Raw genomic sequence first — 25,359 nt, 5'->3', positions numbered from 1 at the left:
GCGACAACGATTTTCACACGAGCCGGCCATGACTGATCTGTCCCGAATGCAAGGGTTCGCAGACAGCGCGATTCCTGCGTTGGAGGGGCGATTTTTTCGCCCGCCACTCCCTGAGGGTTACGTCCCTCGTTCCCGCCTGTGCCAACGCCTTGATGAGGGGCTGAGCGGCAGGTTGCTGCTGGTATGCGCCCCGGCCGGGTTTGGCAAGAGTTCGCTGGCCGTTGAATTCTGTCAGGGCTTGCCGGACAAATGGCAGAGCGTATGGCTGGGCCTGAGCGCACGTGACAGCGATCCGGGCCGTTTCCTCGAACGCTTGCTGGGCAGCCTTCAGCAGTTTTTCCCGCAACTGGGCATCGAGGCAATGGGCCTGCTGAAAATGCGCCAGCGTCATCAGCCTTTCGCGTTCGAGGAATGGCTCGACGGCCTGCTCGACGAACTGGCCATGCACCTGATGCTGAGCAAGCCGCTGCTGTTGGTACTGGATGATTATCATCTGGCCCAGGGCCCGGTGCTTGACCGCTGCCTGCAGTTTTTTCTCAATCATCTTCCGGTTGGGCTGGTGGTCATGGTGACCAGCCGCCAGCGCCCGGACTGGCACCTGGCACGCCTGCGTCTGACGCGCCAGTTGCTGGAAATCAACGAGCAGGATCTGCGCCTGACACACGCAGAATCGATGGCAGTGCTGGACCGGCATAGCAGCTCGCTCGACAGTGAGGTGCTGAAAAACCTGATTCAGCGCAGTGAAGGCTGGGTGGCCGGGTTGCGATTCTGGTTGCTGGCGGCCTCCGAAGCGGGTGACGAAAGCGCCTTGTCGCAGGCGCTGCGCGGCAGTGAGGTGCTGATTCGCGAGTACCTGCTTGAAGAGGTGATCGACTGTCTGCCAGCCGATGTTCAGGCGTTTCTTTATGACACTGCGTGTCTGGAGCGCTTTTGCGCCGAGCTGTGCGACGCCGCGCGGGACAGCCATGACAGTGCCGAGATGCTCCGTTATCTACAGGCGCATCAGGTCTTTCTGGTGCCGCTGGACGAGCAGGGCCACTGGTTTCGCTATCACCATCTGTTTTCCGATCTGTTGCGCGCCCGCCAGGCTGGCGGTGCGCAACCGACTCGCCTGCACCTCAACGCCTGCCGCTGGTTCAGCGCTCAGGGACAGCTGGATGAAGCGGTGGAACAGGCATTGCGCGCCGGGCATCTGGATGTAGCCGCCAATCTGGTGCAGAACCTCTCTGAAGAGCAATTGCTGGCCGAGCAGAATGTCGGCATGTTGCTGCGCTGGAAGATGGACTTGCCGGATGATCTGTTGACCAGCACGCCACGCCTGATTGTGCTCTACGCCTGGGCGCTGGGGCTGGCCTGCCAACTGGATGCCGCCGAGGAACTGGCCAATCAATTGAGCCGGTTCCTGCCAGCGCCGTCGGCGACCGCGCAAAAATCCATGCTTGCCCAGTGGCTGGCGCTCAGCGGCATCATCGCGCGTGGCCGTGGAGACAGTGAAAAGACCGAACGCTATTGCACTGAAGCCCTGCTGACCTTGCCGGAAAAACGCTATGGCCAACGGCTTGTCTGCCTGTCGACGCTGGCCAACCTTGCGGTTGCCAATGGTGATCTGTGGCGCGCCCGCCTGTTGAATCGTGATGCGCTGGAGCTGGCACAGCGGGTTGCCAATCCATTGTTCGAAGCGCTGGCGCATTACGACCGCGCCAGGGTTTTGCAGGCTCGGGGCGAAATTCTGCGTGCGCTTGATGAAGTACGCCGGGGGCAGCAGCGCCTCAAAGGGTTGTCCACCGTGCGCTTATACGCAGTTCGCGCGCGCCTGACACTGTATGAAGGCTATTTGCTGACCCTGCGCCTGCAAGTGGACCAAGGGCGGGTTTTATTGCTGGCCGGGCTGGCCGAAGCGCGCGCCTGTCGCGACATCAGTGTGCTGATCGGCCACTGCGTGATTGCCACCATGGAGGGCTGCGCCGGTAGGTTTGCCGAAGCCTTCGCCGAACTCGCCGAGGCCGAACGTCTGATGCACATCTGGGATGTGCCACCGATCTACTACCTGGCGATGGTGACTCTGGTGAAATGCGAATTGTGGCTGCTGCAAGGGCGCATGGACCTTGCCGAAGCGTGGCTGCTGCGCCTGACTCAGACCTACAACGGCGGTCTCGGCGCTGCGGCCCCCGAATGCCATCCACAACTGCCGCAACACATCGAGTTGCAGCGTGCCGTACTCGAACGGTTGCTGGGTGACGGCGTTGCCTGCGAGCAGCGCTTGCAGGCGCTTGAGCTGCGCGCTGAGGAGGTGGGGGCGCAACTGCTCGGGCTTATAGCGATGACCCAGCAAATTGGTCTGCTGCTGAGCCAGACGCGGTACGACGAAGCGCGAGAGCTGTTACTGCGCAGCCTGCAGTCAGCGGCCGGAGGGGCTCTTATTCCCTTTAAAACGCTGCTGGGCGAGCATTCCCAGTGGCTGCATGAGCAGTTGCTGCAACTGCCGTCCTGCAAGGTTCGCGAGGCCTTGATGGAAGCGCTCCCGGCCTCTTGCACGCAGACACCCGAGCCTGCGCATGGCAGCGACTGCCTGAGTGTGCGTGAGCTGGGCGTATTGCATTTGATTGCACAGGGCTGCTCCAACCAAGAGATCAGCGAGCAACTGTTCATTTCCCTGCACACCGTCAAGACTCACGCCAGCCACATCAACAGCAAGCTGGGCGTCGAGCGGCGTACCCAGGCGGTGGCGAGGGCGAAGGTACTGGGCTTGCTGGGTTAGCCGGCAGGGCGACTCATCAACTGATCAGGCCGGGCTGCCCGCCCACAGCGTATCAACCTCTTCCAGCCCCCAGTCGGTCGGCGTTTCGATTTTGACGATCGCGTCCGGGTCGGCAAAGCTGCCCAGATCGATGATCTGCGCGGCGAACGTCTTGCCGGTCCGCGCCGACATGAAGACCTTCACCCTCGGTTTCAGCAGCGACGCCTCACTTTGCTCGACCACAACGCCGAGGCGCCCGCTTTCCAGACGCACCAGCGTACCGGTCGGGTAAATGCCTACGGTCTTGACGAAGCTTTGAAACACCACATCATCAAAATGGCCTTTCCATGAAGCCATCTCGCGAATCGAATGGGCAACGCCCCAGCCCTTTTTGTAGGGACGATCGGAGGTGATGGCGTCATACACATCGCAGACTGCGCCCATGCGCGCAAAGATGCTGATCTGGTCGCCTTTCAGGCCGTGGGGATAGCCCGAGCCGTCGACCTTCTCATGGTGGTGCAAGCACACATCCATCACCGTCGCCGCCACGGGTTGATTTTCCTTGAGGATCTTCAGACCCAGTTCGGGGTGAGCCTTCATGATCTCGAATTCGTCATGAGTAAGGCGGCCCGGTTTATTGAGCACGTGCGGAGCAATCATCATTTTGCCGACATCGTGCATCAGCCCGGCCACACCCGCTTCGCGCACTTGGTCATCAGGCAGGCCCATGCGTCTGGCGAGCGCAACCATCAGCGCGCAGACCGCCACCGAATGCATGTAGGTGTACTCGTCGGACGTTTTCAGGCGTGACAGGCTGATCAGCGCGTGCGGGTGGCGCAGGATCGAACTGGAGATTTCTTCCACCAGCAACTGCACGTTATCCACATCCATCGCCTGGCCCATGCGGGCTTCGGTAAACATGGCCATGACGGCGTTTCTGGCTCTACCGCAAATGGCCCGGGCGCGCAGGACTTCCTTGTCCAGACTGGCTGGCGCGGTGTCATCTATGGCTGATGCGAAGGCTGCTGCGGTTTGAGGTGCCAGTACTCGGCTTTTGCCGGTTTCGATCCAGACTTCCCGGGTGCCCGATTGCTGGATGCGCTTGAGCACCTCGACGTCATCAAGCATGACTTCGACCAGGCCTATCCAGAACGGATCGTTGGTCCAGCGGCGACAGATTTTATGGATGTGCATGCCAAGGGCAAGGTCAGCGACGGGGATTTTTTTCAGCATGCTCAGTCACCCGGGTGCGTTGGCATGGCAGGCAACGGGCAAGCGAAGAAAGCAGACGGCCGACTACCGGCTGAGGCCAGCAGAGTGCAACAGCTACCGATCGACATGATTTCACCTCGTTGACTGCAAGGATCATCCTGATCTCAAGGTGCCAGTATACGGCGCTGCCTGCGAAAAAATCTTGTCTATTTGTTGTGTGTCAGCAACCCGTCAGGCAGCCCGCAGTGCCCTGTGCAAAACAGGCGCAGTGTAGATTTTCTGACGCATTCAAGTGCTGAAAAGCATCTTCAGGCAGCGGGTGCCACACCTGGCAAGTGATGATACTGACGGGCAAAGTACACCAAGGCGTCTGACTCACCCTGATGCCTGATATCCAGCACTTGGCAAAAAAGAATGTCGTGCGTGCCGACGCTGACGGATTGGGTCACTTTGCAGTCGAGGGCCAGTTTGGCGCTGTTCAGTATCGGCGCACCCGTCACTCCGCTTTCCCACTGGCCACCGTCAAAACGCTCCTGCTGTGAACGCTTGCCGCCGAACAGGTTGGACAAGTCCTGCTGACCGTTGCCCAGTGTGTTGACGCACAACAGGCCGTTCTCGATGAAGGTTTCGTATACCGATGCGCTGCGATTGATACAAACCAGTAGCGTCGGAGGCTGATCGGTCACGCTGCAGACCGCTGTCGCAGTAAAACCGGCGCGGCCGCCGGGGCCATCGGTGGTAATGACGTTGACGGCTGCAGCAAGGCTGGACATCGCATCGCGAAACGCCAGCTGGCTGACCGGGGCAGCAGGGAGGGTGGCAAGGGTTTCAGAGTCGGCATGCATGGGATGAGTCCTTTCAGGTCTGTGCGTTGAGAAAGTCGAGCAGGGTGCGTTGGAAGGGCAATGGGTCGGTAATGTTCGAGGCGTGACCGCCATATTCCAGCAACACCAGCCTGGCGTTGGGCAGTGCCTCGGCCAGATGTTGCGATTGTTGCCAGGGCACCAGCATGTCGTCGCGGTTGGCAATCAGCAGGGTGGGTGTCTGGATACGAGCCAGGCTAGCCTCGACGTTGAAGGTTTGCAGTGCATGAATACGCCGCAGCAGGTTGTCGGTGTCGGGAAAGTGCGCCAGCGCATGGGCCTCGTCATCGGCCAGCCGGGCACCGTTGGCGGCGATCCAGTCTGCCGGGTACAGAAACAGTGCCTGCGCTTGCACGTAGGCGTCCGGCCCGCTGTTCAACAGCAGTTTTTTGCGCACTGAAAAGCAGCGCGCGCTGTGTGGGTTGGGGCTGCTCCACGCATTGATCAGCACCTGACTTTGCAACAATTCGGGGCGCAACAGCGCAATCTCCAGGCCCACCAGCCCGCCCAGCGCATGACCCATGAAATGGCAACGCTGGATATCGAGCGAGTCGAGCAGGGTCAGCAATTCCATGGCCATATGGCGGATCGAATAGTCTGCCGGCAAAGCCGCAGGGCTGCGTCCAGTCCCGGCGTGATCGTAGACCAGTACGTCATGGTCGCGGGTCAGCGCTGCCAGGTCATCCGCCCAGTAACGGCTGGACCCGCCCAACCCGGAACTGAGCACCAACAGGGGCGCATCGGCATGCTGACATCGATGAATTTCATGAAACATGCACGTTCTCCGGGTGGGCTTCAGGTCGGTTTTTAAGTCGGTGCTCAGCCAATGTGGGCGATGCTGGCGATCTCGATCAGCGCCTCGGGTTTCACCAGGCCGCACTGGATGCAGTAACGGGCCGGTTTCTCGCCCGCGAAGTATTCGGCGTACACCTCGTTGACCTTGGCGTAATCGGCCCAGTCGCGAATCATGATCATGTTGAAGGTGACATCGTCCATTGTCCCGCCAGCGGTTTCGACCACGCTTTTGATGGTTTCCAGCACATGACGGGTCTGGGCGGTCGCATCGCCGACGTGCACCACGTTGTTGTCCTTGTCGAACGGTAACGTGCCCGAAACGTAGAGCACGCCATCGGCCATGGAGCCCGGCACAAACGGAGCAATGGGCTTGGTGGTGCCAGCAGGAATAATCGCTTTCTTGGTCATGCGTATGTCCTCACGAGGGTTGCCCGACAGGGCTGAAGGTGGTGCAGAAGTCATCGACGCTGGAAACCCAGCCGAAGAAGGTTTCGATGTTGAACAGCGCGGCTTGCTGAGCGAATTCGGGGCCTGCCTGATGGGTTGCATCCGCCAGCACCACGCCGAAGTACTCCAGGTGAAAGCCGTCACGCAGGGTGGACTCAACGCAGACGTTGGTGGCGATGCCGGTGAACACCAGGTTGCGAATGCCGCGGCTGCGCAACACGCTGTCGAAGCTGGAATTGAAGAAGCCGCTGTAACGGATTTTCGGCACCACAATGTCGCCAGGCTGTGGCTTGAGTTCATCGACCAGTTGATAGTCCCATCCGCCTTTGGCCAGCAGTTGCCCTTCGAGCTCCGGGCGCTTACGCATGGTTTTCAGGGCGTTGGACTTGTGCCAGTTAGGTGAGCCGGGGCCACCGGCCTCGACATAGGCCGGGTCCCAGCCATTCTGGAAAAAGATCACCGGAATGCCTGCCGCACGTGCGGCGGCACAGGCCTTGTTGATATTGGCGATGACCGGCCCGGTGCTGCTGACATCGAACCCGGCAAGGTCCAGATAACCCCCCAGCGATGCGTAGGCGTTCTGCATGTCGACGACCACCAGCGCGGTTTCGCCGGGCTTCATCCGCAGCGGCTCGGGGCGGGCGGGCAGCACGCGGGCGGGTTGCCCGTCGGGCAGGTCGACGCCTGCGACAGTTGCCGTAGCATTCATCAGACCACCTCCTTGAGCTGCGCGATGTGCTTGCGACTGGTCATCAACGGCTGGATTTTCTCGCCGAAATCCTCGACGCCTTTCACGAAGTCATCGAAGGTCAGCATCACGCCCTGAGTCCCCGGCACACTGGCGACTTCATCAAGCATTCGCGCCACGGTGGCCCAAGAGCCGACCAGCGTGCCCATGTTGATGTTGACCGCCGAGGTCGGGTCGGCCATCTGCCGCAGGTTCGAACCAGCGCTTTTATCCGCCGAGCCCTTCTCGCTCAACCAGGCGATGGCCTCTTCGTCGGCACCCGCCTTGATGTGCTCCCAGCGAGCCCTTGCTGCTTCATCGGTATCGTCGGCGATGATCATGAACAGCACACAGGAGGTAACGTTGCGGCCGGTCTTTTCGTTGGCTTCGATCAGCTTCTGTGCGGTGGGTGCAAAGGCCGTAGGGGTGTTCACGCCTTTGCCGAAGCAGAAGTTGTAGTCGGCGTACTGCGCCGAGAAAGCCATGCCCGCTTCGCTTTGACCGGCGCAAATCAGCTTCATGTCGGCCTGTGGGCGAGGGCTGACGCGGCAGTCCTGCATGCTGAAATGTTCGCCTTTGAAATCACTGCTGCCGGTGGCCCACAGGTCGCGCAGAACCTGAGCGTACTCGGCCAGGTATTCATAGCGGGTGTGGAAGAACTCATCGCCCGGCCACAGGCCCATCTGCTCGTATTCCGGCTTCTGCCAGCCGGTGACCAGGTTGATCCCGAAGCGGCCGTTGGAGATCGAATCGATGGTCGAGGCCATGCGTGCAGCGATGGCAGGTGGAATGGTCAGGGTGGCGACGGTGGCGAACAGCTGGATCTTGCTGGTCACTGCGGCCAGCCCAGCCATCAGCGTGAAGGACTCCAGGTTGTGCTCCCAGAACTCTGTCTTGCCGCCGAAGCCGCGCAGTTTGATCATCGATAACGCAAAGTCGAAACCGTAGCCCTCGGCCGTTTGCACGATCTGTTTGTTCAGCTCGAAAGTCGGCATGTACTGCGGTGCGTTGCTGGAAATCAGCCAGCCGTTGTTGCCGATGGGGATGAAGATACCGATGTCCATATAAGGCCTCTCTGCGTTGGTCGATGCGTGCCAGAGCACTTGATTCATCTCTTAATTCGCCATTGCATTAAGCGGGCCATAATTTTTTATTGTTTTTATTCAATTGCTTACAAATAAAACTCATTTTTTGCAGACCATTTGGTCTGAATCAGAGCACTTGGTTTGTGCAGGGCGCACGCAGATGGGGCAGAGCCGACCGGGTGGGTAACCCATATCGACAAAACAGCTGCGCCCGTTAAGATGCCCGCTCATTTCGGCATCACTGGATGGATGTGCGTGAACAAGAAACCTCCTGTGACGGAGCCCGCGAGCAAGCGCGGACGCAAGGTCAAGCCCGAAACCGTGGTCAAGACCACTCGCGAGCCCAGCGCTACTTCACTGAAGCGGCGCATGCGCCTGATGGAAGGCAAGCGCACGCTGATTCTCGATGCGGCGCTGGAGATATTTTCCCGCTATGGCGTGCACGGCAGCAGCCTGGATCAGGTCGCGAGCCTGGCGGATGTTTCCAAGACCAACCTGCTGTATTACTTCAGCAGCAAGGATGATCTGTACCTCAACGTATTGCGTCAGTTGCTTGAGGTCTGGCTGAGCCCGCTGGTGCATTTCACTGCCGACAAGGAGCCGGTGCAGGCTATCGGCGCCTACATCAAGGCCAAACTGGAAATGTCCCGTGATCACCCGGCCGAATCACGGCTGTTCTGTATGGAAGTGATGCAGGGCGCGCCACTGATTCAGGGCGAGTTGCAGCACCCGTTGCGCGACACGGTGCAGGCCAAGGTGGCAGTCATTCAGCACTGGATCGACAGCGGCCAGTTGGCCCCGATCAACCCGCACCATCTGATTTTCACCCTGTGGGCGACCACTCAGCATTACGCCGATTTCCGCACTCAGGTCGAGGCCGTGACCGGCAAGACGCTGGACGACCCGGTGTTTTTCGAAGAAGTGCTGGCGAGCCTGCGCAGCATGATCCTGGACGGCATCCTGCCGCGTACTGCCTGAAAAATTGCGCGGGCCCCGACACGCGCACCCTGGACGCGCAGTGAATGCAGGTCATGCACAAACCAAGTGCTCTGATTCAGACCATTTGATCTGTTCTGCGCGCTGAAATCGAGTCAGGCCGTTGTTCCATAGCGTTTTTCCGGTAGTGGCATGGATGCTGCTACGGCCTGAGAGTCGGCCACGTGCTGCCCTCATCGGCCATTACCCTCAGGAAAACGTCTATGTACAAGAAACTGTTGCCCGGGACATTGTGTGCGGCTGTAGCGTTCGGGGCCGCCGGCTTCGCTCAGGCCGAGGGCTTGACCCTGAAGGGACCTGCGAAAATCGCCATGGTCTACATCAGCCCGCGCAATGACGGCGGCTGGACTCAGGCATTCGATGAGGCGCGCGTGAAGCTTGAGAAGGATCTGGACACAAAAATCCAGTTCGTTGAAAGCGTGCCCGAGAACGCCGCTGCCATTACCCCAGTTGTCGACCGGCTCATCGCGCGCGGTGCCAATATCATCGTCGGTACTGCATTCGGTTACTCAGACACCTTCCTTGCGCTGGCCAAAAAATACCCTGATGTCGCGTTCCTGAACGGCTCGGGCACCACCAACGCGGCGAACCTCGAATCGTTTTATGGCCGTACCTACGAGAGCCAGTACCTGTGCGGCATGGCCGCTGGTGCTGCGTCGAAAACCGGCAAGCTGGGCTTCGTCGCCGCCAACCCGTTCGGCCAGGTCAACTGGACCATCAACGCCTACGAACTGGGTGCCCGGCAGATCAATCCGAAAGCCACCGTCACTGTGGTTTATACCGGCGCCTGGAATGACCCGGTCAAGGAGCGCGCGGCAACCATGGCATTGATCGACAACGGCGTCGATGTGGTCGGCCAGCACGTCGACAGCCCGACACCGCAGATCGTCGCTCAGGAGCGCGGCATTCATGGCACCGGCCACCATCGGGATCTGAGCGAGTTTGCCCCCAAGGCAACCGTCTGTTCCTCGTTGTGGGTCTGGGACCGCTTCCTGGGGCCAGAGCTCAAAAAGGTCATCGCGGGCAACTGGACCCCGCCCGCCAACGGTGCACTGCTGTCGATGCAGCAGGGCGGCACCGATATCATGCTGAGCAAAGACCCGATCATCTCGGAAGACAATCGCAAGAAGATCATGGCCGAGCGTGACGAACTGCTGGCAGGCAGGAAAATCATCTACAGCGGACCGCTGGCGGACCGTGACGGCAAGGAGCGGGTTGCGGCCGGTCAGCAATTGTCTGACCCGGATCTGTGGAAAATGGACTGGTTTGTCGAAGGCGTGAAGACTCAGCAATGAGTCAGGTCAACGCGCTGCAACTCACCGGCATCAGTAAATCGTTCGATGGCTTCAAGGCGCTGATCGATGCCGATTTCACCGCCTGTTGGGGCGAAGTGCATGCGTTGCTTGGCGAGAACGGTGCAGGCAAGTCATCGCTGATGAACATTGCAGCCGGGCTGTACGCACCGGAAACCGGCACGCTGCTGCTGGACGACAACCCGGTTCGGCTTCAGGGGCCCAGGGACGCCAGCCGTTACCGGATTGGCATGGTTCACCAGCACTTCAAGCTGGTGAAGCCCTTTACAGTGGCGCAGAACATTCTGTTGGCACTGCCCGAGCAACCGGGCGAAGGCAGCTATCGCAAGCGTCTGCGTGCGTTGGAGCAAGAGATTGTCAGCAAGGCGGACGAACTGGGGTTTGCGATTGACCCGACCCGGACCGTCGACAGCCTGTCGGTTGCCGAGCAGCAGCGCGTCGAGATTCTCAAGGTGCTGCTGGCCGGTGCGCGCATTCTGATCCTTGATGAGCCGACCGCAGTCCTGACCGATCAGGAGGCCGAACGTTTGCTGCTGACCGTTCAGGCCTTTGCGCGGCAGGGCGCTGCGGTGATTCTGGTGACGCACAAGATGGCCGACGTCAAACGCTATGCCGACCGTGTGACCGTGATGCGCGGCGGGCGCACCGTGCAGACTGTTGATCCGCAGAAGGTGAGTGTCGAGCAACTGGTGCAACTGACCGTGGGCGAATCGGTGCCGGTCGCAGAGCATCATTGCGCAACGCCAGGTGAGGTGCGTTTACAGGTACGCGATTTGCGCAGCGTCGGCGGCGCACTCAACGGCGTGAACATGACCCTGCACGCCGGGCAGATCTACGGTATTGCAGGCGTTGGCGGCAATGGTCAGGCCGAACTGGCCAACGCATTGATGGGGCTGCCGCAGGCCACTGAGGGTGATATCCACATGACCTCTTTCGGCGACCTGCGCAGTGCGTCAGCTGATCAGCGTCGGCAACTGCGCATCGCTTCCATCCCGGCGGACCGCTACGGCGCGGCGCTGGCCGGGTCGCTGTCGGTGGCCGAAAACTTCGGCATCGGCAACATCCATAGCGGGCAATACGGTTCTTTCTGGCGTCTGGGCTACAAGCGCCTGAAACAGGACGCGCAACGCGCGGTGGCGGACTTCGATGTGCAGGGCGTGCGCTCTCTCGATCAGAAAGCTGCACTGCTGTCGGGCGGCAACGCACAGAAACTGGTGATCGCCCGTGAATTCAGCCGCGACCCGCAATTGGTGCTGGTGCATAGCCCGAGCCGGGGCCTGGACGTGCGTGCCACACAGGCGGTGCATGCCCGCCTGCGCGCAGCACGCGACACAGGCGCTGCGGTGCTGGTGATCAGCGAAGACCTGGACGAAGTATTGAGCCTGGCTGACCGTATTGGCGTAATGAACGGCGGGCGTATCGTCGCCGAGTTCGATTACCCCGCTGATCGTCAGGCCATCGGCAAAGCGATGGTGAGCCATGAGTGACACAACTGCATTGCAACAGACTGCTCCGGCACGCCAACCGTTGCTGTCGCGCCGCTACACGCTGGAACTTCGTCAGCAGACCGGCTGGTCCTTGCAGGCGCTGATCATAGCCGTGGCGTTGCTGGTCGGCCTGGCGATCTGTACCACGATCCTGATTCTTGCCGGGGTGCCTGCTGACGAGTTACTCAACGAATTCGTCGTTCAGACGGTGTTCGATGCCCAGAACTTCAAGGCTGTGCTGTTTCAGGCATCGCCGATGATTATGGTCGGCCTGGCCGGGTGCATGGCGTTTCGCGCGCGCTTCTGGAACCTGGGGCTGGAAGGCCAGATGATCTGGGGAGCGATTGGTGCCACCGCGATTTCGCTGTTCCAGGTGGGGCCGGAAGTTCTGCGCCTGCCGCTGATGATGGCGGCGGCTGTGATCTGCGGGTTGCTGTGGAGCCTGGGGCCGGTGCTGTTGAAGCTCAAGTGGCAGGTCAACGAGATCATCTCGACCCTGATGCTCAATTACATTGCCGCCAATTTCCTCCTGCATCTGGTTTACGGCAGTTGGAAAGACCCGCGAGACAACTTTCCCTACTCGCCTGCGTTTCAGAGCTTTGAGCGTTTGCCTGATCTGTTTGCGGGGTATAACGCGGCGATCCCCTTGGCGCTATTGGTCACCGGCCTGACCCTGTGGTTTGTCGGCGTCTCGCGGGCCGGGCTGTACCTGCGCTTCGTCGATGCCAACCCGAAGGTCGCCGGGGCTGTGGGAGTGCCGGTGCGCAAGATGATCATTGGCACTGTGCTGCTTTCAGGTGCACTGGCGGGGCTCGCAGGTTTCGTTGTGACGTCCGGGCAGGAAGGGCGCCTTACCCAGTCGTTCTATCAGGGCTACGGGTTTTCCGGGATTCTCATCGCCTTTCTGGCCCGCAATAACCCGGTGGCCGCCACCGTGGTCGCGCTGCTGATCGCCATGCTGTTCGTGGCCGGGCGCAACCTGCAGGTGTTCTATCAGATTCCGTTTTCGATGGTGCAACTGATCCAGGCAATCCTGGTGATCTGCGTCGCGTCGTCGGACTTTTTCATCCGCCATCGCCTGCGGCGCATTCAGGCAGGAGAACGTTGATGGAGCTTATTTCCCACTGGCTGGGCAGCGCACCGGATTTTGCCGTGCCGTTCGCCCTGGCCGCGCTGGGCCTGATCCTCATCGAGCGCAGTGGCGTATTGGCGCTGGGTGTCGAGGGGCTGATGCTGGTCGGCGCATTGGCGGGCATCGGCATGCAATTGAGCCTCGGCTCGCCTGGCCTTTCTTTGCTGGCGTCGATGGTGGCGGCAGGTCTGGTGTCGTTGCTGTTTGCGCTGATGGTACTGGTGCTGCGGATCAATCAGGTGATTGCCGGGCTGGCGCTGGTGTTCTTCTGTCAGGGCTTGACCGGGCTGCTGGGCACGCTGCTTGGCTGGACCAATCGTCCGATCAGCGGCTTGCAAGCGGTGGAACTGTGGCCGTTGTCCGAGCTACCGGTGGTGGGCCGTGTGTTTGTCCAGAACCCGCTGGTGTATTTGACCGTGGTGATTTTCATTGCGGTGGTCTGGCTGCTTGACCGCACCCGAACCGGGCTGCGTTTGCGGGCAGTTGGCGAGAACCCTCAGGCTGCCGATGCCGCAGGCATTTCCGTGTTGGGTTACCGTCTGGCGGCGATTGTCGCCGGTTCTGCATTGATGGGCCTGGCGGGCGGCTTCATTGCCGTACTCAGTACCAAGATGTGGATCGCGGACATGACAGGCGGACGTGGCTGGATTGCGGTTTCGCTGGTGATCTTCGCGCGCTGGTCACCCTGGCGTGCGCTGGCCGGTGCCTTGCTGTTCGGTGGTATCGAAGCGCTGATTCCGCAATTGGCGGCCACGGGGGTGCGCCTGCCTCAGTATTTCGTACTGATGACGCCCTATGCGGTCACGTTGTTGGTGATGGTCTGGGTGGCAAGCGGCAAGCGTCAATCCAGCAGTCAGCCGGGTGCGTTGGGCGAGCCTTATATTCGTGAGGAACGACGCTGAGCAAAACACGTCAAGCGCCGTAATACGGGCGGTTCAGCACGGGTTAAGGAATTTTTGACAGCCGGCATGCTCTAATCCGGTTACCAGCGTTCGTCAAAACCAGGAGCTCCTGAATGTTTACCTCGCGTCGTTTGATCATTGTTGCCACCGCCGTAGCCATGCTGTCGGGCTGTGCAACATCCAATCCCTATGACAATCAAGGCCAGGCGCAAAGCTCCGGTGGCATGAGCAAAACAGCCAAGTACGGCGGACTCGGCGCATTGGCCGGTGCAGTAGCTGGTGCCGCCATCGACCACAATCATCGTGGCAAGGGCGCATTGATTGGCGCTGCTGTTGCGGGCGCTGCATCGGCGGGGTATGGCTATTACGCAGACAAGCAGGAAGCAGCATTGCGCGCGAGCATGGCCAATACTGGTGTCGAGGTGCAGCGTCAGGGTGACCAGATCAAACTGATCATGCCGGGTAACATCACCTTCGCGACGGACTCGTCGGCTATCGCCAGCAGCTTCTATTCGCCGCTGAACAACCTGGCGAATTCGCTTAAGCAGTTCAACCAGAACAACATTGAAATCGTCGGCTATACCGACAGCACCGGCAGCCGTCAGCACAACATGGACCTGTCGCAGCAGCGCGCACAAAGCGTTGCGACGTACCTGACTTCGCAGGGCGTTGATCAATCGCACCTCTCCGTGCGAGGCGCGGGCCCCGACCAACCGATTGCCAGCAACGCCGACGTCAACGGCCGCGCCCAGAACCGCCGCGTAGAGGTCAACCTCAAGCCGATTCCGGGTCAGCAGTATTGATCAACACCGTTGTGTTGCGGGTTGGTTGAATGCGGGGCAAAGTGGGAGCGAGCTTGCTCGCGAAGGCGATGGCTAAAACGCTAGTTTTGCGGCGGCCTTTATGGCCTCTTCGCGAGCAAGCTCGCTCCCACGAGTTACTATCCATGCTGCGCCGGATACTGCTCATGCAGCCGGTCCAGCAGTCGGTCTTTTTCTTCCCATAGCGCATTGATCCACTGCTGGAATTCCAGGCGGTACTCGCCGTCCTGGTCGTAATTTTTGCCGAGAAACTGCTGCGGGATTTTGATCTCTTCGAAGTGGGCAACCACTTCCTTGACATTGCCGCACAGCAGGTCCCAGTAGCCTGGTTGCCCGCCCGGATAGTGGATGGTCACGTTGATGATCGACTCCAGCTGTTCGCCCATTGCGTCGAGCACGAAAGCGATGCCGCCAGCCTTGGGTTTAAGCAGGTGGCGGAACGGCGAGTTCTGCTGCGCGTGTTTGCCAGCGGTGAAGCGCGTGCCTTCTGCGAAGTTGAAAATCCCCACCGGGTTGTGACGAAACTTCGCGCAGGTGCGCCGGGTGGTTTCCAGGTCCTTGCCTTTCTTTTCCGGATGCTTCGCAAGGTAAGCCTTGGAGTAACGCTTCATGAACGGAAAACCCAACGCCCACCACGCCAGACCGATGATCGGGACCCAGATCAACTCCTGCTTGAGGAAGAATTTCAACGGGCGAATGCGCCGGTTGAGCACGTATTGCAAGACCATGATGTCGACCCAGCTCTGGTGATTGCTGGTGACCAGATACGAGTGTTTGTAATCCAGCCCTTCCAGACCGCTCAGGTGCCAGCGGGTGTGGCACAGCAGCTTGATCCAGGCATTGTTGTTGCCGATCCAGGTTTCATGGATGTGGCTCATCAGCCAGTCGGTAAAGCGCTGTGCCGCAGAGAAGGGCAGGCAGATCTTGAAGATCGTGACCGCGAACAGCACCGTGCAACAGACGATGGTGTTCAGCGCCAATAACAGCGAGGCAATGACGCCGCGTAACGGGGCAGGCAGGAAATCCATGAAGGTGATGGCTCCGCAAGTTATCGGAAGCCGCAGATGGGGCTGCGGCATCATGAGTAGGCATCAGGACAGCGTGTCGGCCTGTATCGCCGTCAGTGCGATGGTATAGACGATGTCATCCACCTGTGCGCCACGTGGCAGGTCGTTCACCGGCTTGCGCAGGCCTTGCAGCATCGGGCCAAGGCTTACGCAGTCGGCACTGCGTTGCACCGCCTTGTAAGTGGTATTACCAGTATTGAGGTCCGGGAACACGAACACGTTGGCACGTCCTGCCACCGGGCTATCCGGAGCCAGCTGTCGGGCGACATGTTCGTTGGCGGCCGCATCATACTGCAGCGGCCCGTCGATCAATAGATCGCGCCGGGTTTCCCGTGCCAGTTGCGTTGCTTCGCGGACCTTCTCGACTTCTTCGCCGCTGGCCGAGTTGCCGCTGGAATAGCTGATCATCGCTACCCGTGGCGAAATGCCAAACGCAGTGGCTGAGTCGGCGCTTTGCAAGGCGATCTCGGACAGCTCGCTGGCACTCGGGTGCGGGTTCATGATGCAGTCGCCGTACATCAGCACCTGCTCGGGGAACAGCATGAAAAATACCGAAGACACCAGCGTGCAGCCCGGCGCGGTCTTGATCAGTTGCAGTGCAGGCCGGATGGTGTTGGCGGTGGAGTGAATGACGCCCGATACTAGCCCGTCGACTTCGTCCAGCGCCAGCATTACGGTGCCAATCACCACCGGGTCTTCGAGCTGTTGCTCGGCCATGGGCGCGTTCAGGCTTTTGTTTTTGCGCAGTTCCACCATCGGCGCAATATAGCGCTCGCGAATCAGCTCCGGGTCAAGAATCTCCAGCCCCGGTGGCAGCTCGATACCGTGTGCCTGAGCCACGGCCTGCACTTCCTCGGGTCTGGCCAGTAACACACAGCGGGCGATACCGCGCGCCTGGCAGATGGCCGCCGCCTGAATGGTCAGCGGTTCATTGCCTTCGGGCAGGACAATACGCTTGTTGGCTGCCTGCGCTCGCTGGATCAGTTGATAGCGAAACACGACAGGCGACAGGCGCAGCTCGCGGGGGGTGCCGCAGCGCTGGTGCAGCCAGCTTGCGTCCAGATGGCTGGCCACGAAATCGGTGATGTTTTCCGCGCGCTCGCGGTCATCGATGGGAATTTCCTTGTTCAACTGATTGAGCCGGTTTGCCGTGTCATAGGAACCGCTGCTGACCGACAGCACAGGCAGACCGGCCTGGAATGCACCTCGGCACAGTTCCATGATGCGCGGGTCGGGCACGGTATCGCTGGTCAGCAGCAGGCCCGCCAGCGGCACGCCATTTATTGCCGCGAGGCTCACCGCCAGAATGATGTCGTCACGGTCGCCCGGCGTTACTACCAGCACGCCCGGCTTGAGCAGCGGAACGGTATTGAGCACCGTTCGGGCACAGATAATGATTCTGGACATGCGCCGCTGATCATAATCGCCTGCGTTGAGCACCTGCGCGCCCAGCAATTCGGCCACGTCACGAGTGCGCGGCGCATTCAGTTCAGCGCGATAGGGGATGCAGCCCAGCAGTCGGAAATCGCCACTGCGCAGCAGTGGAGAGTGCTCTTTCAGGCGTGAGGCGAAGACTTCCATGCTCTCTTCGGTGCGCACCTTGTTGAGTATGACGCCCAGCACCTTCGGGTCCTTGGGGCCACCAAACAGCTGGGCCTGCAATTCGACCCTGCCCGACAGCTCGGCAAGCACTTCGTTTTCCGGGGCAGAGACCAGAATGACGTCAGCATCCAGGCTCTTGGCCAGATGCAGATTGACCCGCGCGGCATAGCTCGCGCTGCGGGTCGGGACCATGCCTTCGACCACCAGCACGTCCTTGCCGACCGCTGCCTGCTGATAAAGATTGATGATCTCTTCGAGCAGTTCATCCAGCTGACCATCGCCGAGCATGCGCTCGACATGCGCCAGCCCCAGAGGCTTGGGCGGTTTCAGGCCGTGGGTGCGGGCCATCAGTTCGGTCGAGCGTTCGGGGCCCAGATCGCCGGGGTGCGGCTGGGCAATCGGTTTGAAAAAACCTACTTTCAAGCCTGCGCGCTCCAGTGTGCGCACCAGGCCCAGGCTGATAGAGGTCAACCCCACGCCAAAGTCAGTGGGGGCGATAAAAAAAGTCTGCATACTGGCTTCTCGATTGAGCAGTGCAAGGGTCGCAGCACATAGGGAACAGCTGCTGACCAAAAAAGTCCGGAAACCGTCTAACGCGATTTCTCTGCGGCAAGACTATCGTTATCTGCGGCATTAGCACACCAGCCGCAGCGAAAGGCCTGACCTGTCATCTGTTGGCGTTTTATCGGGTCAAGAACCCAGGCTCGCGACTGCCATGGCGGCTGATGGCGCAGGTGCTGAGTGTGGCCGCAGGACAGCACGGCAATCCAGTGCCCTTCTTGATCCTGTTGCAAGTTGATAACAGTTGAACCTTCCATTCTGGGCCGTTTGTCAGAGTTGCGTTCGCTTTCGGGCGATTGCTTGGTTAAACTTGCTCGTTCTTCAATCTTAAGCAAAAGGTCTTGTCCCCATGCCGATCGCCGCCAATAAGGCTGTCTCCATTGACTATACCCTGACCAACGACGCTGGTGAGGTCATCGACAGCTCTGCCGGTGGTGCGCCGCTGGTTTACCTGCAAGGTGCAGGCAACATCATCCCGGGCCTGGAAAAGGCACTGGAAGGCAAGGACGTCGGTGACGAGCTGAAGGTAGCCGTCGAGCCGGAGGATGCCTATGGTGAATACTCCGCCGAACTGGTCAGCACCCTGAGCGCCAGCATGTTCGAAGGTGTCGACAAACTCGAAGTCGGCATGCAGTTCCACGCATCCGGCCCGGACGGCGGCATGCAGATCGTGACCATCCGCGATCTGGACGGCGACGACGTCACTGTTGACGGCAACCACCCGCTCGCTGGCCAGCGCCTGAACTTCGACGTAAAGGTTGTGGCTATCCGCGATGCCAGTGAAGAAGAAATGGCTCACGGCCATGTTCACGGTGAAGGCGGTCATCAACACTGATTTGTGCTGCTAAGCTCAGGTCACTGAAAAGGCGCCCTGGCTGTTCTGCGATGACGACTTTCGTTACGCGTGCGGTCACGGTGCCTTTTTTCAGGTTGTGGCTTTGGGTTACTTGTTTCAAAAGGGGTTCTCATGAGTGCTTTTCACGACATCAAATTGAAAGCGCTGGGTGGTCAGGAACTGCCGATGGCGGGTTTCAAGAACAAAGTGGTTCTGGTGGTCAACGTCGCGTCCAAATGCGGGCTGACACCGCAATACGCAGCACTTGAAAACCTCTATCAGCAATACAAGGACAAGGGCCTTGAGATACTCGGGCTGCCGTGCAACCAGTTTGCCGGGCAGGAGCCGGGCAGCGAAAAAGAGATCGCCGAATTTTGCGAGCTCAATTACGGCGTGACCTTTACGCTGGGTGAAAAACTCGACGTCAACGGGCCTGACCGGCATTCGCTTTATCGCCTGCTGGCTGGCGAAGGCGCCGAGTTTCCCGGGGATATCACCTGGAATTTCGAAAAGTTTCTGGTCGGCAAGAACGGTGGCGTGAGCGCGCGTTTCTCTCCGCGTACAGCACCGGATGATCCTGCAGTGATTCAGGCCATTGAAAAGGCCCTGGCACAAAGCTGATCACCTCGCCGGGGAAGCACCGGGTTAGCGTGTGCTCGCCCGGCTGTCTTGCGCCTTGGCGGCTTTTGCACTCAAATCAGCCAAATCAATAGTACTGGGCCAGCGCTGATGCCCGGCGATATTCTGCGCCTCTCATCCGGCGCTTGTCGCCGTAGTGCAATCGACCATTTTTCCGGAGTTTCACATGTCGGTAGAAGCCTTGTTCACGCCTTTCCGTCTGGGCAGCCTGGAATTGTCGTCGCGGGTGGTGATGGCACCCATGACCCGTTCGTTCTCGCCGGGGCATGTGCCCAACTCAAAGGTTATCGAGTACTACCGGCGTCGCGCGGCGGCAGGGGTCGGGCTGATTGTCACCGAAGGAACGACGGTCAACCACAAGGCCTCCAACGGTTACCCGAACGTTCCGCAGTTTTTTGGTGATGCGCCACTGGCGGGCTGGCGCAAGGTAGTTGAGGCGGTGCACGCTGAGGGTGGCAAGATCGTCCCGCAACTCTGGCACGTCGGTGCGGTTCGTCGTCTTGGTACCGAGCCGGACGGAAGCGTGCCTGCCTATGGGCCGATGGAGAAGGTCAAGGACGGTCAAGTGCTGGTGCATGGCATGAGCAAACAGGACATCGACGATGTTGTGGCCGCTTTTGCTCAGGCCGCTGTCGATGCCAAGGCGATTGGCATGGACGGTGTCGAAATTCATGGGGCCCACGGTTATCTGATTGATCAGTTCTTCTGGGAGGGCAGCAATCAGCGCAGTGACGAGTACGGTGGCAGCCTGGCCAACCGTTCGCGATTTGCCATCGAGCTGATCAAGGCGGTGCGCGTCGCGGTTGGTGCGGACTACCCGATCATCTTCCGTTTCTCACAATGGAAACAGCAGGATTACACCGCACGTCTGGTGCAGACGCCCGAAGCGCTGGGCGAATTCCTGCAACCGCTGGCTGACGCCGGGGTGGATATCTTCCATTGTTCTACGCGGCGTTTCTGGGAGCCCGAGTTTGAAGGCTCTGACCTGAACCTCGCAGGCTGGACGCGCAAGCTGACCGGCAAACCGACCATTACCGTCGGCAGTGTCGGGCTGGACGGTGAGTTTCTGCAGTTCATGGTCAACACCGACAAGGTCGCTCAGCCGGCCAGCCTGGAAAATCTACTGAAGCGGCTGGGCAACGATGAGTTTGATCTGGTGGCGGTGGGACGTGCCTTGCTGGTCGATCCTGACTGGGCATTGAAAGTGCGTGAGGGGCGCGAGCAGGACATCCTGCCATTCAGTCGAGAGGCACTGACGACACTGGCCTGATCTTCTTGGTAGCTGCCTGCCTGGTCTCTTTGACATTTACAGGTTTTTCGCCCGGGCAGGCCTCACGCAATTGTCGTTCGAACTGATCGATGATTGCCGTCCAGCCCTGGCGACTGGCGTGTTGACGAGCATTGAGGCGCACCCGGCGCAACGTTTCGCTGTCTTCCAGCAACCAGCGCGCCGCGTCGATGAACGCCGTCTCGTCACCCGGCATGGCAAGGGCCCCATTGTGGCCATGACGAATATGCTGCCCGGCAGCGGCTTCGTCGTAAGCGACCACACCCAGCCCTGAGGCCAACGCTTCAAGGACCACGTTGCCGAACGTTTCGGTCATGCTGGGGAACAGAAACATATCTGCCGAGGCATAGTGCATGGCCAGCACTTCACCGCGCTGAGTGCCGCAGAAGATCGCATCCGGGATCTGCTGCTCAAGCTGCTGGCGCTGAGGCCCTTCGCCGACAACAATCAGTTTGATATTACGTTGCGGGTAACTGTCCTTGAGCGTTTCGAAGCTGACTTTGAGCAAGCCCAGGTTTTTCTCGGGTGCCAGGCGGCCGACGTGTATGACGCCGATATCACCTGGTTGCAGGCCCCAGCTTTCGCGCAGAGTCTGCGAACGCCTGGACGGGGTGAACAACTGGCTGTCGACGCCGCGAGACAACAACTCGATCCTTTCAAAGCCGCGCCGCTCCAGTTCCACCTTCTGGCTGATGCTCGGCACCAGCGTCATGCGCGAGCGGTTGTGGAACCAGCGTAGGTAGTGGGTCAGCAGCCGAGTGATAAAACCCATGCCGTATTGCTGCGTGTACTGTGGAAAGTTGGTGTGAAAGCCGCTGATCACCGCTATTCCCAGGCGCCGCGCTGCCCGTAGCGCTGACAAACCCAGCGGGCCTTCAGTGGCGATGTACAACACATCCGGTCGACGCCGCTGCCAGCGACGCAGCAGCTTGTGCATAGAAGACTGACCCCATTGCAACCCTGGATAGCCCGGTATCGGCCAGCCCCGGCACAGCAACAGGTCTTCTGCGGCACCTGCGTTGGTCTCGTCATTCTGGCGCGGCCGGACCAGCTCGACCCGGTGCCCGCGCAACCGCAACCCTTCACAAAGACGCCCCAGGGTATTGGCAACGCCGTTGATCTCGGGAGTGAAGGTTTCAGTAATCAGGGTGACATTAAGAATTTGGCTCATGGGAGCAGTTTCGGCTGGTTACATTTCGGTTATGTGGCGGTTGTGTGATGGATTGGTGATAGGACGCTGGGAGATAGGTTAGCGGGCGTGAAATTGCGCGTAATAGCCAATAGGTAAATGGATTAACTGTAAAGTGTTTTTTATAAAAAACATGATTAAGCATATTGGCGTCCTACAAAAGTTTACAAGATTTCCCAAAGGTGTGTAGTGCGCTCCAATAAGTGTTGATGTTGACGGTCTGCCCGGTAATGTCTGGTTATCGAACTTAATGGTTCGTGAGCTCTGAGTTGGAAAGACTGAGTTTTTCAGTTATTTCTGCTTGTACCTATACTGGGAAAATAAAATGAAATTTAATGACAAAAAGTTAAAGTGGACTCGTTCGGCCTCAGGAATTGCTTTGGCGCTTTTAGCCTATTCAAATCTTGCACTGGCTGGGAACTATCAATCATCGGTCGCTTTGCCGGTTATTCATTCAAAAGGCTACATGCACACTGCCGCGCTGCCAGTAAGCAGGCATGTGCCCCCGGTAGCAACGATCAAAAATGTCAGTTGGAACTGGAACGTGGCAGGCTGGCCTCAAGGCCTTGAGGTCTATTTATGCCAAGGGGCCAGCGTGTGCCTTAACGTATCCCGCCAGCGAACGGGCTCCACAACTTTCTTTGGCAATCAATTGGCAAGTCGCACGTTTTATTACACGATGAAGATTGGAGATACAGGAAGAGTCCCGGTGGCAGGGCAGCAAGGAAGAATCACTGTCGATTGGTAATTTCACAGGCGCCCTCCCCTCAACTGGGGAGGGCGCTCATACTACCAATTAGCCATGTCTCGAAATGCTTTAGGAAGAGAGTCATTAAAGTTTAATATTTTCTCAAGGATTTTAGCTGCGGGCGTACCTTTCAAGTGCTCCTCTTCATAAAGGGCTCTTCTCTCTTTATGCATCCAACCCTCTATTTTCTGAAAGTAAGCGCTTGACTCGGGTGTTACGACTTTTCCAGTAGCACAGTAACGAATTACAGGGTAATCAGATAAATCCACCGCTTCACCATTCAGTGAGTTATGAGCATATTGCGTGGCAAGGAAGTTTGCTTCACTTGGGTGGTTTTCAGCCTGTGCCATCAACTTGTGCCTGAGCTCTCCCCCTCGGAGAATTGTATGAGGTGCTTCTTTCTCAAGGATGGTTTTTTGGAGCACGTTAGCGAAGATTCCAGGTGTCGATGTGGTGGTGAGTGGTGTTGTTTTTTGTCGTACTCCCAACGGTGTAACGTTCAGAAACGGCGTAGAGTTGCTATAGGTCATTTCAACGGTCCTCTCTTACTTTCCATTGCTCTATGGCTCCTGTTGTCTAGACGCAACAGAGCAAGCGCAATGCCAATATTGATATATTAGTTTGGTCCTACACGCTTGAGCCGAGTGGGCAGGGTGTTAATTTTTTTGCCTACAGAGACGGCCTACATGAAATTTTTTGAAACGCTGGCAACGTTTGTTCTTTAGCGGCAACCGCTTGCCGATTGCCAGGTAGACGAGTTTGGTCATGGTTGTAAGGCTTGAGGTTTTTGTTTGTAGGAAGCTTCTTTATAGCTATATTTTTTGCAGGCTTTTGATTCGTCTGATAGCATCCGCTCTCTTTTCAAAGGGATATGAAATGTCAGATTTAATGTATGCGCCACCGAAAGCCAGCCTGGAAAAAGATGAAGCGGGCAGTAGAGGTCCGGAATTTTATGTCGTGTCTCTAAAGAAATTCTTCATTCTGTATCTTTTGACATCGGGCTTTTTCGCGATTCACTGGTTTTATCGAAACTGGTCGCTGAACAAGAAATTTTCAGGCAGTAAGGTGTGGCCCGCTGCGCGTGTGATCTTCGCCGTTATTTACGCCTTTCCACTATTTCGCACTGTGGACAAAAGTCTGCGGCGACAGGGGCGTGGTCACATGGCGTACTGGGCGATTAGCGGCCTGGTGTTGCTGGCGTTGACTATTGCGGGGATGGTGCTTTCGCAAGGTGTCTCTGGGCATGTGCAATTCAAACCGGTCGGCGGCTGGCTGGTATGGGCGGTTCTGCTGGCCACTGCGCAAACATTTAATTTAATGCTGGTGCAGTCGAAGATGAATGCCGCGGCGCTTGATCCAGACGGAAGTACCAACTCAAGATTGACATGGGCCAATGGCCTATGGATTCTTGCCGGGTGTGCTATCTGGTTGATGAGTATACCGACCTACCTCTCTGCGTCTGCTGCAGCGTAGATGCTACTGACGCCAATTGAAGTGCCGAACAGATCATCCATTATCTAGTCGGCACTCTTTCAGGCTTTGTCGTCACTCAGCCAGTCAATCAGAGTAATCAGCCCAGGTCATTGACCAGTTGGCCAATCACTTCACCCACCTTGGCCAGGTCAGGTGCAGCCAGGCGATGTTCGTCGGCATACGAATACGCCACGGTGAACAGGCCTGCGGTGCGAGTAGAGTAGGACGGAGCGTCTTTCTCGAAAACACGGTTGGCTGCCTCGGCAGTCAGGGAGCTGGAACTGATGACCAAACGTTCTTCCGGGTTATTTACGCCGTTGATGTAAACGTTGTCCGGATTGATCGACCATTCGGCCAGTTCACTGACCAGAAATGCACGAATCTTTTCTTCGACTGTGGCGTTTTCAGCGGCAAATGCTGCAGGGTTTACTGGAGTATTCATGATTTAACTTCCTTGTTAAGTTCATGTGTCGCATGTTCGATGGAAGCAGACTTCACATGAACGGGTTTGTTGAGGCTCTATTGAGCCTCAGTCGAAAGAGCCTTGTGCGGTAAATATATATAGCGAGTGATTTTTTTCAGATAGTCCGGGCCGTATTGCGCGGCCCGGCAATGTTTCGGGGTTCAGCCCCGTGCCTGCGTCACCGGCAACGCATCCGCCCCGCGCTCGCGCACCCAGAACAATGTCGCACCGGCCACTGCGGCGGGCATCATCAGCAGGTTGACCACCGGAATCAGCAAGGCGACGTAGACAATGCCGCCGAAGCTCAGGCTTTGCCAGCGCTTGCTTTTCAGCCAGCCGAGCATTTCGTTCCAGCCCAGTTTGTGGTTGTCGGCGGGGTAGTCAATGTACTGGATCGCCATCATCCACACGCCGAACAGCAGCCACAGCGGGGCGGCTATGATATTGGCCACAGGGATGAACGACAGAATGAACAGCCCGAGCATGCGCGGCAGCATATAGCCCAGCTTGCGGGCTTCGCGGGCCAGGGTGCGTGGCACCATGGCCACCAGTTCGGTCCAGCTGAAATCCGGCGAATCATCCACGCCACGAACCACGGCTTCGACTTTTTCGGAAAGAAACCCGTTAAACGGCGCGGCGATGATGTTGGCGACCACGGTGAAGGTGAAAAACACCATCAGCAGGACCAGCACCACGAACAGCGGCCAGAGTATATAGCTGAGAAAGCTCAGCCAGTGAGGGAGCGTAGGCATGAAGGTGTCGACCCACAGCTCGAACTGGTGCACCGCCAGGTAGATCAGGCCGCAGAACAACACCACATTGATGCTCAAGGGCAGCAGGACGAATAATCGCAAACCAGGACTGAGGACCAGTTTCAGGCCCTCTCTGAGGTATTGCGGGCCGGTAAGGGCGGGCGCGGGCATGGCAGTCTCCAGGTGCTGAAAGGCGTGACCTTACCGGCTTTGTGGTAGCCATGA

General features: G+C 58.6%; 25 protein-coding genes. 12 read left to right on the top strand and 13 right to left on the bottom strand.

All coding sequences use genetic code 11. The annotated features are described in order from the left end of the window. Positions 1-28: 28 nt before the first annotated feature. A complete protein-coding gene (locus AO068_RS16160; RefSeq protein WP_058408874.1) occupies positions 29-2,758 on the top strand; it encodes a LuxR C-terminal-related transcriptional regulator in 2,730 nt (909 codons plus the stop codon). 24 nt (positions 2,759-2,782) lie between these two features. On the opposite strand, the gene AO068_RS16155 is transcribed toward AO068_RS16160, so the two are convergent. The 6 genes from AO068_RS16155 to rutA form a co-directional block, all read right to left on the bottom strand. Then, entirely contained in the window at positions 2,783-3,970 is a 1,188-nt protein-coding gene (locus AO068_RS16155) for an HD-GYP domain-containing protein (protein ID WP_058408873.1), read from the bottom strand. A 287-nt stretch (positions 3,971-4,257) separates the two neighbouring features. After that, positions 4,258-4,794: an NADH-dependent FMN reductase RutF gene (gene rutF / locus AO068_RS16150; RefSeq protein WP_058400577.1), complete on the bottom strand. Its 537-nt coding sequence runs from the start codon at positions 4,792-4,794 to the stop codon at positions 4,258-4,260. 13 nt (positions 4,795-4,807) lie between these two features. Beyond that, positions 4,808-5,587, bottom strand: a complete 780-nt coding sequence (gene rutD, locus AO068_RS16145; RefSeq protein WP_058400578.1) for a pyrimidine utilization protein D — start codon at positions 5,585-5,587, stop codon at positions 4,808-4,810. Positions 5,588-5,631: 44 nt separating this feature from the next. Further along, positions 5,632-6,015 carry a pyrimidine utilization protein C gene (rutC, locus tag AO068_RS16140; RefSeq protein ID WP_002552194.1) on the bottom strand — a complete coding sequence of 128 codons (384 nt, stop codon included), beginning with the start codon at positions 6,013-6,015 and terminating at the stop codon, positions 5,632-5,634. Positions 6,016-6,025: 10 nt separating this feature from the next. Beyond that, the gene (gene rutB / locus AO068_RS16135) at positions 6,026-6,763 is read right to left on the bottom strand and encodes a pyrimidine utilization protein B (protein WP_019741090.1); all 738 of its coding nucleotides are present in this window, start codon (positions 6,761-6,763) and stop codon (positions 6,026-6,028) included. After that, the gene (rutA, locus tag AO068_RS16130) at positions 6,763-7,845 is read right to left on the bottom strand and encodes a pyrimidine utilization protein A (RefSeq protein ID WP_004659937.1); all 1,083 of its coding nucleotides are present in this window, start codon (positions 7,843-7,845) and stop codon (positions 6,763-6,765) included. The genes rutB and rutA overlap by 1 nt, the downstream gene beginning before the upstream one ends. A gap of 270 nt (positions 7,846-8,115) precedes the next feature. Between rutA and rutR the strand changes: the two genes are divergently transcribed. The 6 genes from rutR to AO068_RS16100 all read left to right on the top strand — a co-directional run bounded on the left by rutR (position 8,116) and on the right by AO068_RS16100 (position 14,499). Next, positions 8,116-8,844 carry a pyrimidine utilization regulatory protein R gene (gene rutR, locus AO068_RS16125; protein WP_005752985.1) on the top strand — a complete coding sequence of 243 codons (729 nt, stop codon included), beginning with the start codon at positions 8,116-8,118 and terminating at the stop codon, positions 8,842-8,844. Positions 8,845-9,065: 221 nt separating this feature from the next. Continuing rightward, complete coding sequence (locus AO068_RS16120; protein ID WP_058408872.1) at positions 9,066-10,157, top strand: BMP family ABC transporter substrate-binding protein; 1,092 nt, start codon at positions 9,066-9,068, stop codon at positions 10,155-10,157. Then, complete coding sequence (locus tag AO068_RS16115) at positions 10,154-11,662, top strand: ABC transporter ATP-binding protein (RefSeq protein WP_058400579.1); 1,509 nt, start codon at positions 10,154-10,156, stop codon at positions 11,660-11,662. Before AO068_RS16120 ends, AO068_RS16115 begins: the two co-directional genes overlap by 4 nt. After that, positions 11,655-12,770: an ABC transporter permease gene (locus AO068_RS16110; protein WP_058400580.1), complete on the top strand. Its 1,116-nt coding sequence runs from the start codon at positions 11,655-11,657 to the stop codon at positions 12,768-12,770. The genes AO068_RS16115 and AO068_RS16110 overlap by 8 nt, the downstream gene beginning before the upstream one ends. Further along, positions 12,770-13,696: an ABC transporter permease gene (locus AO068_RS16105; protein WP_058400581.1), complete on the top strand. Its 927-nt coding sequence runs from the start codon at positions 12,770-12,772 to the stop codon at positions 13,694-13,696. Before AO068_RS16110 ends, AO068_RS16105 begins: the two co-directional genes overlap by 1 nt. A gap of 113 nt (positions 13,697-13,809) precedes the next feature. Then, on the top strand, positions 13,810-14,499 hold the full coding sequence (locus AO068_RS16100; RefSeq protein ID WP_005733218.1) for an OmpA family protein: 690 nt from the start codon (positions 13,810-13,812) through the stop codon (positions 14,497-14,499). A gap of 137 nt (positions 14,500-14,636) precedes the next feature. Here AO068_RS16100 and AO068_RS16095 read toward each other — a convergent pair whose 3' ends face one another. The 3 genes from AO068_RS16095 to AO068_RS27110 all read right to left on the bottom strand — a co-directional run bounded on the left by AO068_RS16095 (position 14,637) and on the right by AO068_RS27110 (position 18,082). Then, entirely contained in the window at positions 14,637-15,545 is a 909-nt protein-coding gene (locus AO068_RS16095; protein WP_058400582.1) for an acyltransferase, read from the bottom strand. Positions 15,546-15,608: 63 nt separating this feature from the next. After that, complete coding sequence (gene pta, locus AO068_RS16090) at positions 15,609-17,699, bottom strand: phosphate acetyltransferase (RefSeq protein WP_058408871.1); 2,091 nt, start codon at positions 17,697-17,699, stop codon at positions 15,609-15,611. A 77-nt stretch (positions 17,700-17,776) separates the two neighbouring features. Beyond that, on the bottom strand, positions 17,777-18,082 hold the full coding sequence (locus tag AO068_RS27110; RefSeq protein WP_005733216.1) for a DUF3565 domain-containing protein: 306 nt from the start codon (positions 18,080-18,082) through the stop codon (positions 17,777-17,779). 14 nt (positions 18,083-18,096) lie between these two features. Between AO068_RS27110 and AO068_RS16085 the strand changes: the two genes are divergently transcribed. The 3 genes from AO068_RS16085 (at position 18,097) to AO068_RS16075 (ending at position 20,491) form a co-directional block, all read left to right on the top strand. Next, complete coding sequence (locus AO068_RS16085; RefSeq protein ID WP_002552205.1) at positions 18,097-18,582, top strand: FKBP-type peptidyl-prolyl cis-trans isomerase; 486 nt, start codon at positions 18,097-18,099, stop codon at positions 18,580-18,582. Between the two features lie 132 nt (positions 18,583-18,714). After that, positions 18,715-19,203: a glutathione peroxidase gene (locus AO068_RS16080; protein WP_002552206.1), complete on the top strand. Its 489-nt coding sequence runs from the start codon at positions 18,715-18,717 to the stop codon at positions 19,201-19,203. Between the two features lie 184 nt (positions 19,204-19,387). After that, positions 19,388-20,491, top strand: a complete 1,104-nt coding sequence (locus AO068_RS16075; RefSeq protein WP_058400584.1) for an NADH:flavin oxidoreductase — start codon at positions 19,388-19,390, stop codon at positions 20,489-20,491. On the opposite strand, the gene AO068_RS16070 is transcribed toward AO068_RS16075, so the two are convergent. After that, positions 20,460-21,680, bottom strand: coding sequence for a glycosyltransferase family 4 protein (locus AO068_RS16070; RefSeq protein WP_058400585.1), 1,221 nt, complete (start codon positions 21,678-21,680; stop codon positions 20,460-20,462). The genes AO068_RS16075 and AO068_RS16070 overlap by 32 nt on opposite strands. A 343-nt stretch (positions 21,681-22,023) precedes the next feature. On the opposite strand from AO068_RS16070, the gene AO068_RS27105 reads away from it, so the two are divergent. Continuing rightward, on the top strand, positions 22,024-22,446 hold the full coding sequence (locus tag AO068_RS27105; protein WP_080394934.1) for a flagellar protein FlhE: 423 nt from the start codon (positions 22,024-22,026) through the stop codon (positions 22,444-22,446). Positions 22,447-22,487: 41 nt separating this feature from the next. Here AO068_RS27105 and AO068_RS16065 read toward each other — a convergent pair whose 3' ends face one another. After that, positions 22,488-22,976 (bottom strand): hypothetical protein, encoded by a 489-nt coding sequence (locus AO068_RS16065; RefSeq protein WP_058400586.1) that lies wholly within the window; start codon positions 22,974-22,976, stop codon positions 22,488-22,490. A 346-nt stretch (positions 22,977-23,322) separates the two neighbouring features. On the opposite strand from AO068_RS16065, the gene AO068_RS16060 reads away from it, so the two are divergent. After that, positions 23,323-23,919, top strand: a complete 597-nt coding sequence (locus AO068_RS16060; protein ID WP_058400587.1) for a hypothetical protein — start codon at positions 23,323-23,325, stop codon at positions 23,917-23,919. A gap of 97 nt (positions 23,920-24,016) precedes the next feature. On the opposite strand, the gene AO068_RS16055 is transcribed toward AO068_RS16060, so the two are convergent. Beyond that, on the bottom strand, positions 24,017-24,361 hold the full coding sequence (locus AO068_RS16055) for a hypothetical protein (RefSeq protein ID WP_004659963.1): 345 nt from the start codon (positions 24,359-24,361) through the stop codon (positions 24,017-24,019). 182 nt (positions 24,362-24,543) lie between these two features. Beyond that, positions 24,544-25,305, bottom strand: coding sequence for a sulfate transporter CysZ (cysZ, locus tag AO068_RS16050; RefSeq protein WP_058400588.1), 762 nt, complete (start codon positions 25,303-25,305; stop codon positions 24,544-24,546). Between the last annotated feature and the right edge of the window lie 54 nt (positions 25,306-25,359).

It is taken from the genome of Pseudomonas sp. ICMP 3272 (assembly GCF_001466905.1).
Classification (GTDB): Bacteria; Pseudomonadota; Gammaproteobacteria; order Pseudomonadales; family Pseudomonadaceae; genus Aquipseudomonas; species Aquipseudomonas amygdali.
The sequence above is the reverse complement of the archived record's forward strand: the minus strand, read 5'-3'. Positions and strand labels throughout refer to the sequence as shown.

Bases quoted from the DNA above. Each gene is read 5' to 3' on its own strand.
- AO068_RS16160 (WP_058408874.1), top strand. From the start codon at position 29: ATGACTGATCTGTCCCGAATGCAAGGGTTCGCAGACAGCGCGATTCCT.
- AO068_RS16155 (WP_058408873.1), bottom strand. From the start codon at position 3,970: ATGCTGAAAAAAATCCCCGTCGCTGACCTTGCCCTTGGCATGCACATC.
- rutF (WP_058400577.1), bottom strand. From the start codon at position 4,794: ATGCATGCCGACTCTGAAACCCTTGCCACCCTCCCTGCTGCCCCGGTC.
- rutD (WP_058400578.1), bottom strand. From the start codon at position 5,587: ATGTTTCATGAAATTCATCGATGTCAGCATGCCGATGCGCCCCTGTTG.
- rutC (WP_002552194.1), bottom strand. From the start codon at position 6,015: ATGACCAAGAAAGCGATTATTCCTGCTGGCACCACCAAGCCCATTGCT.
- rutB (WP_019741090.1), bottom strand. From the start codon at position 6,763: ATGAATGCTACGGCAACTGTCGCAGGCGTCGACCTGCCCGACGGGCAA.
- rutA (WP_004659937.1), bottom strand. From the start codon at position 7,845: ATGGACATCGGTATCTTCATCCCCATCGGCAACAACGGCTGGCTGATT.
- rutR (WP_005752985.1), top strand. From the start codon at position 8,116: ATGTGCGTGAACAAGAAACCTCCTGTGACGGAGCCCGCGAGCAAGCGC.
- AO068_RS16120 (WP_058408872.1), top strand. From the start codon at position 9,066: ATGTACAAGAAACTGTTGCCCGGGACATTGTGTGCGGCTGTAGCGTTC.
- AO068_RS16115 (WP_058400579.1), top strand. From the start codon at position 10,154: ATGAGTCAGGTCAACGCGCTGCAACTCACCGGCATCAGTAAATCGTTC.
- AO068_RS16110 (WP_058400580.1), top strand. From the start codon at position 11,655: ATGAGTGACACAACTGCATTGCAACAGACTGCTCCGGCACGCCAACCG.
- AO068_RS16105 (WP_058400581.1), top strand. From the start codon at position 12,770: ATGGAGCTTATTTCCCACTGGCTGGGCAGCGCACCGGATTTTGCCGTG.
- AO068_RS16100 (WP_005733218.1), top strand. From the start codon at position 13,810: ATGTTTACCTCGCGTCGTTTGATCATTGTTGCCACCGCCGTAGCCATG.
- AO068_RS16095 (WP_058400582.1), bottom strand. From the start codon at position 15,545: ATGGATTTCCTGCCTGCCCCGTTACGCGGCGTCATTGCCTCGCTGTTA.
- pta (WP_058408871.1), bottom strand. From the start codon at position 17,699: ATGCAGACTTTTTTTATCGCCCCCACTGACTTTGGCGTGGGGTTGACC.
- AO068_RS16085 (WP_002552205.1), top strand. From the start codon at position 18,097: ATGCCGATCGCCGCCAATAAGGCTGTCTCCATTGACTATACCCTGACC.
- AO068_RS16080 (WP_002552206.1), top strand. From the start codon at position 18,715: ATGAGTGCTTTTCACGACATCAAATTGAAAGCGCTGGGTGGTCAGGAA.
- AO068_RS16075 (WP_058400584.1), top strand. From the start codon at position 19,388: ATGTCGGTAGAAGCCTTGTTCACGCCTTTCCGTCTGGGCAGCCTGGAA.
- AO068_RS16070 (WP_058400585.1), bottom strand. From the start codon at position 21,680: ATGAGCCAAATTCTTAATGTCACCCTGATTACTGAAACCTTCACTCCC.
- AO068_RS27105 (WP_080394934.1), top strand. From the start codon at position 22,024: ATGAAATTTAATGACAAAAAGTTAAAGTGGACTCGTTCGGCCTCAGGA.
- AO068_RS16065 (WP_058400586.1), bottom strand. From the start codon at position 22,976: ATGACCTATAGCAACTCTACGCCGTTTCTGAACGTTACACCGTTGGGA.
- AO068_RS16060 (WP_058400587.1), top strand. From the start codon at position 23,323: ATGTCAGATTTAATGTATGCGCCACCGAAAGCCAGCCTGGAAAAAGAT.
- AO068_RS16055 (WP_004659963.1), bottom strand. From the start codon at position 24,361: ATGAATACTCCAGTAAACCCTGCAGCATTTGCCGCTGAAAACGCCACA.
- cysZ (WP_058400588.1), bottom strand. From the start codon at position 25,305: ATGCCCGCGCCCGCCCTTACCGGCCCGCAATACCTCAGAGAGGGCCTG.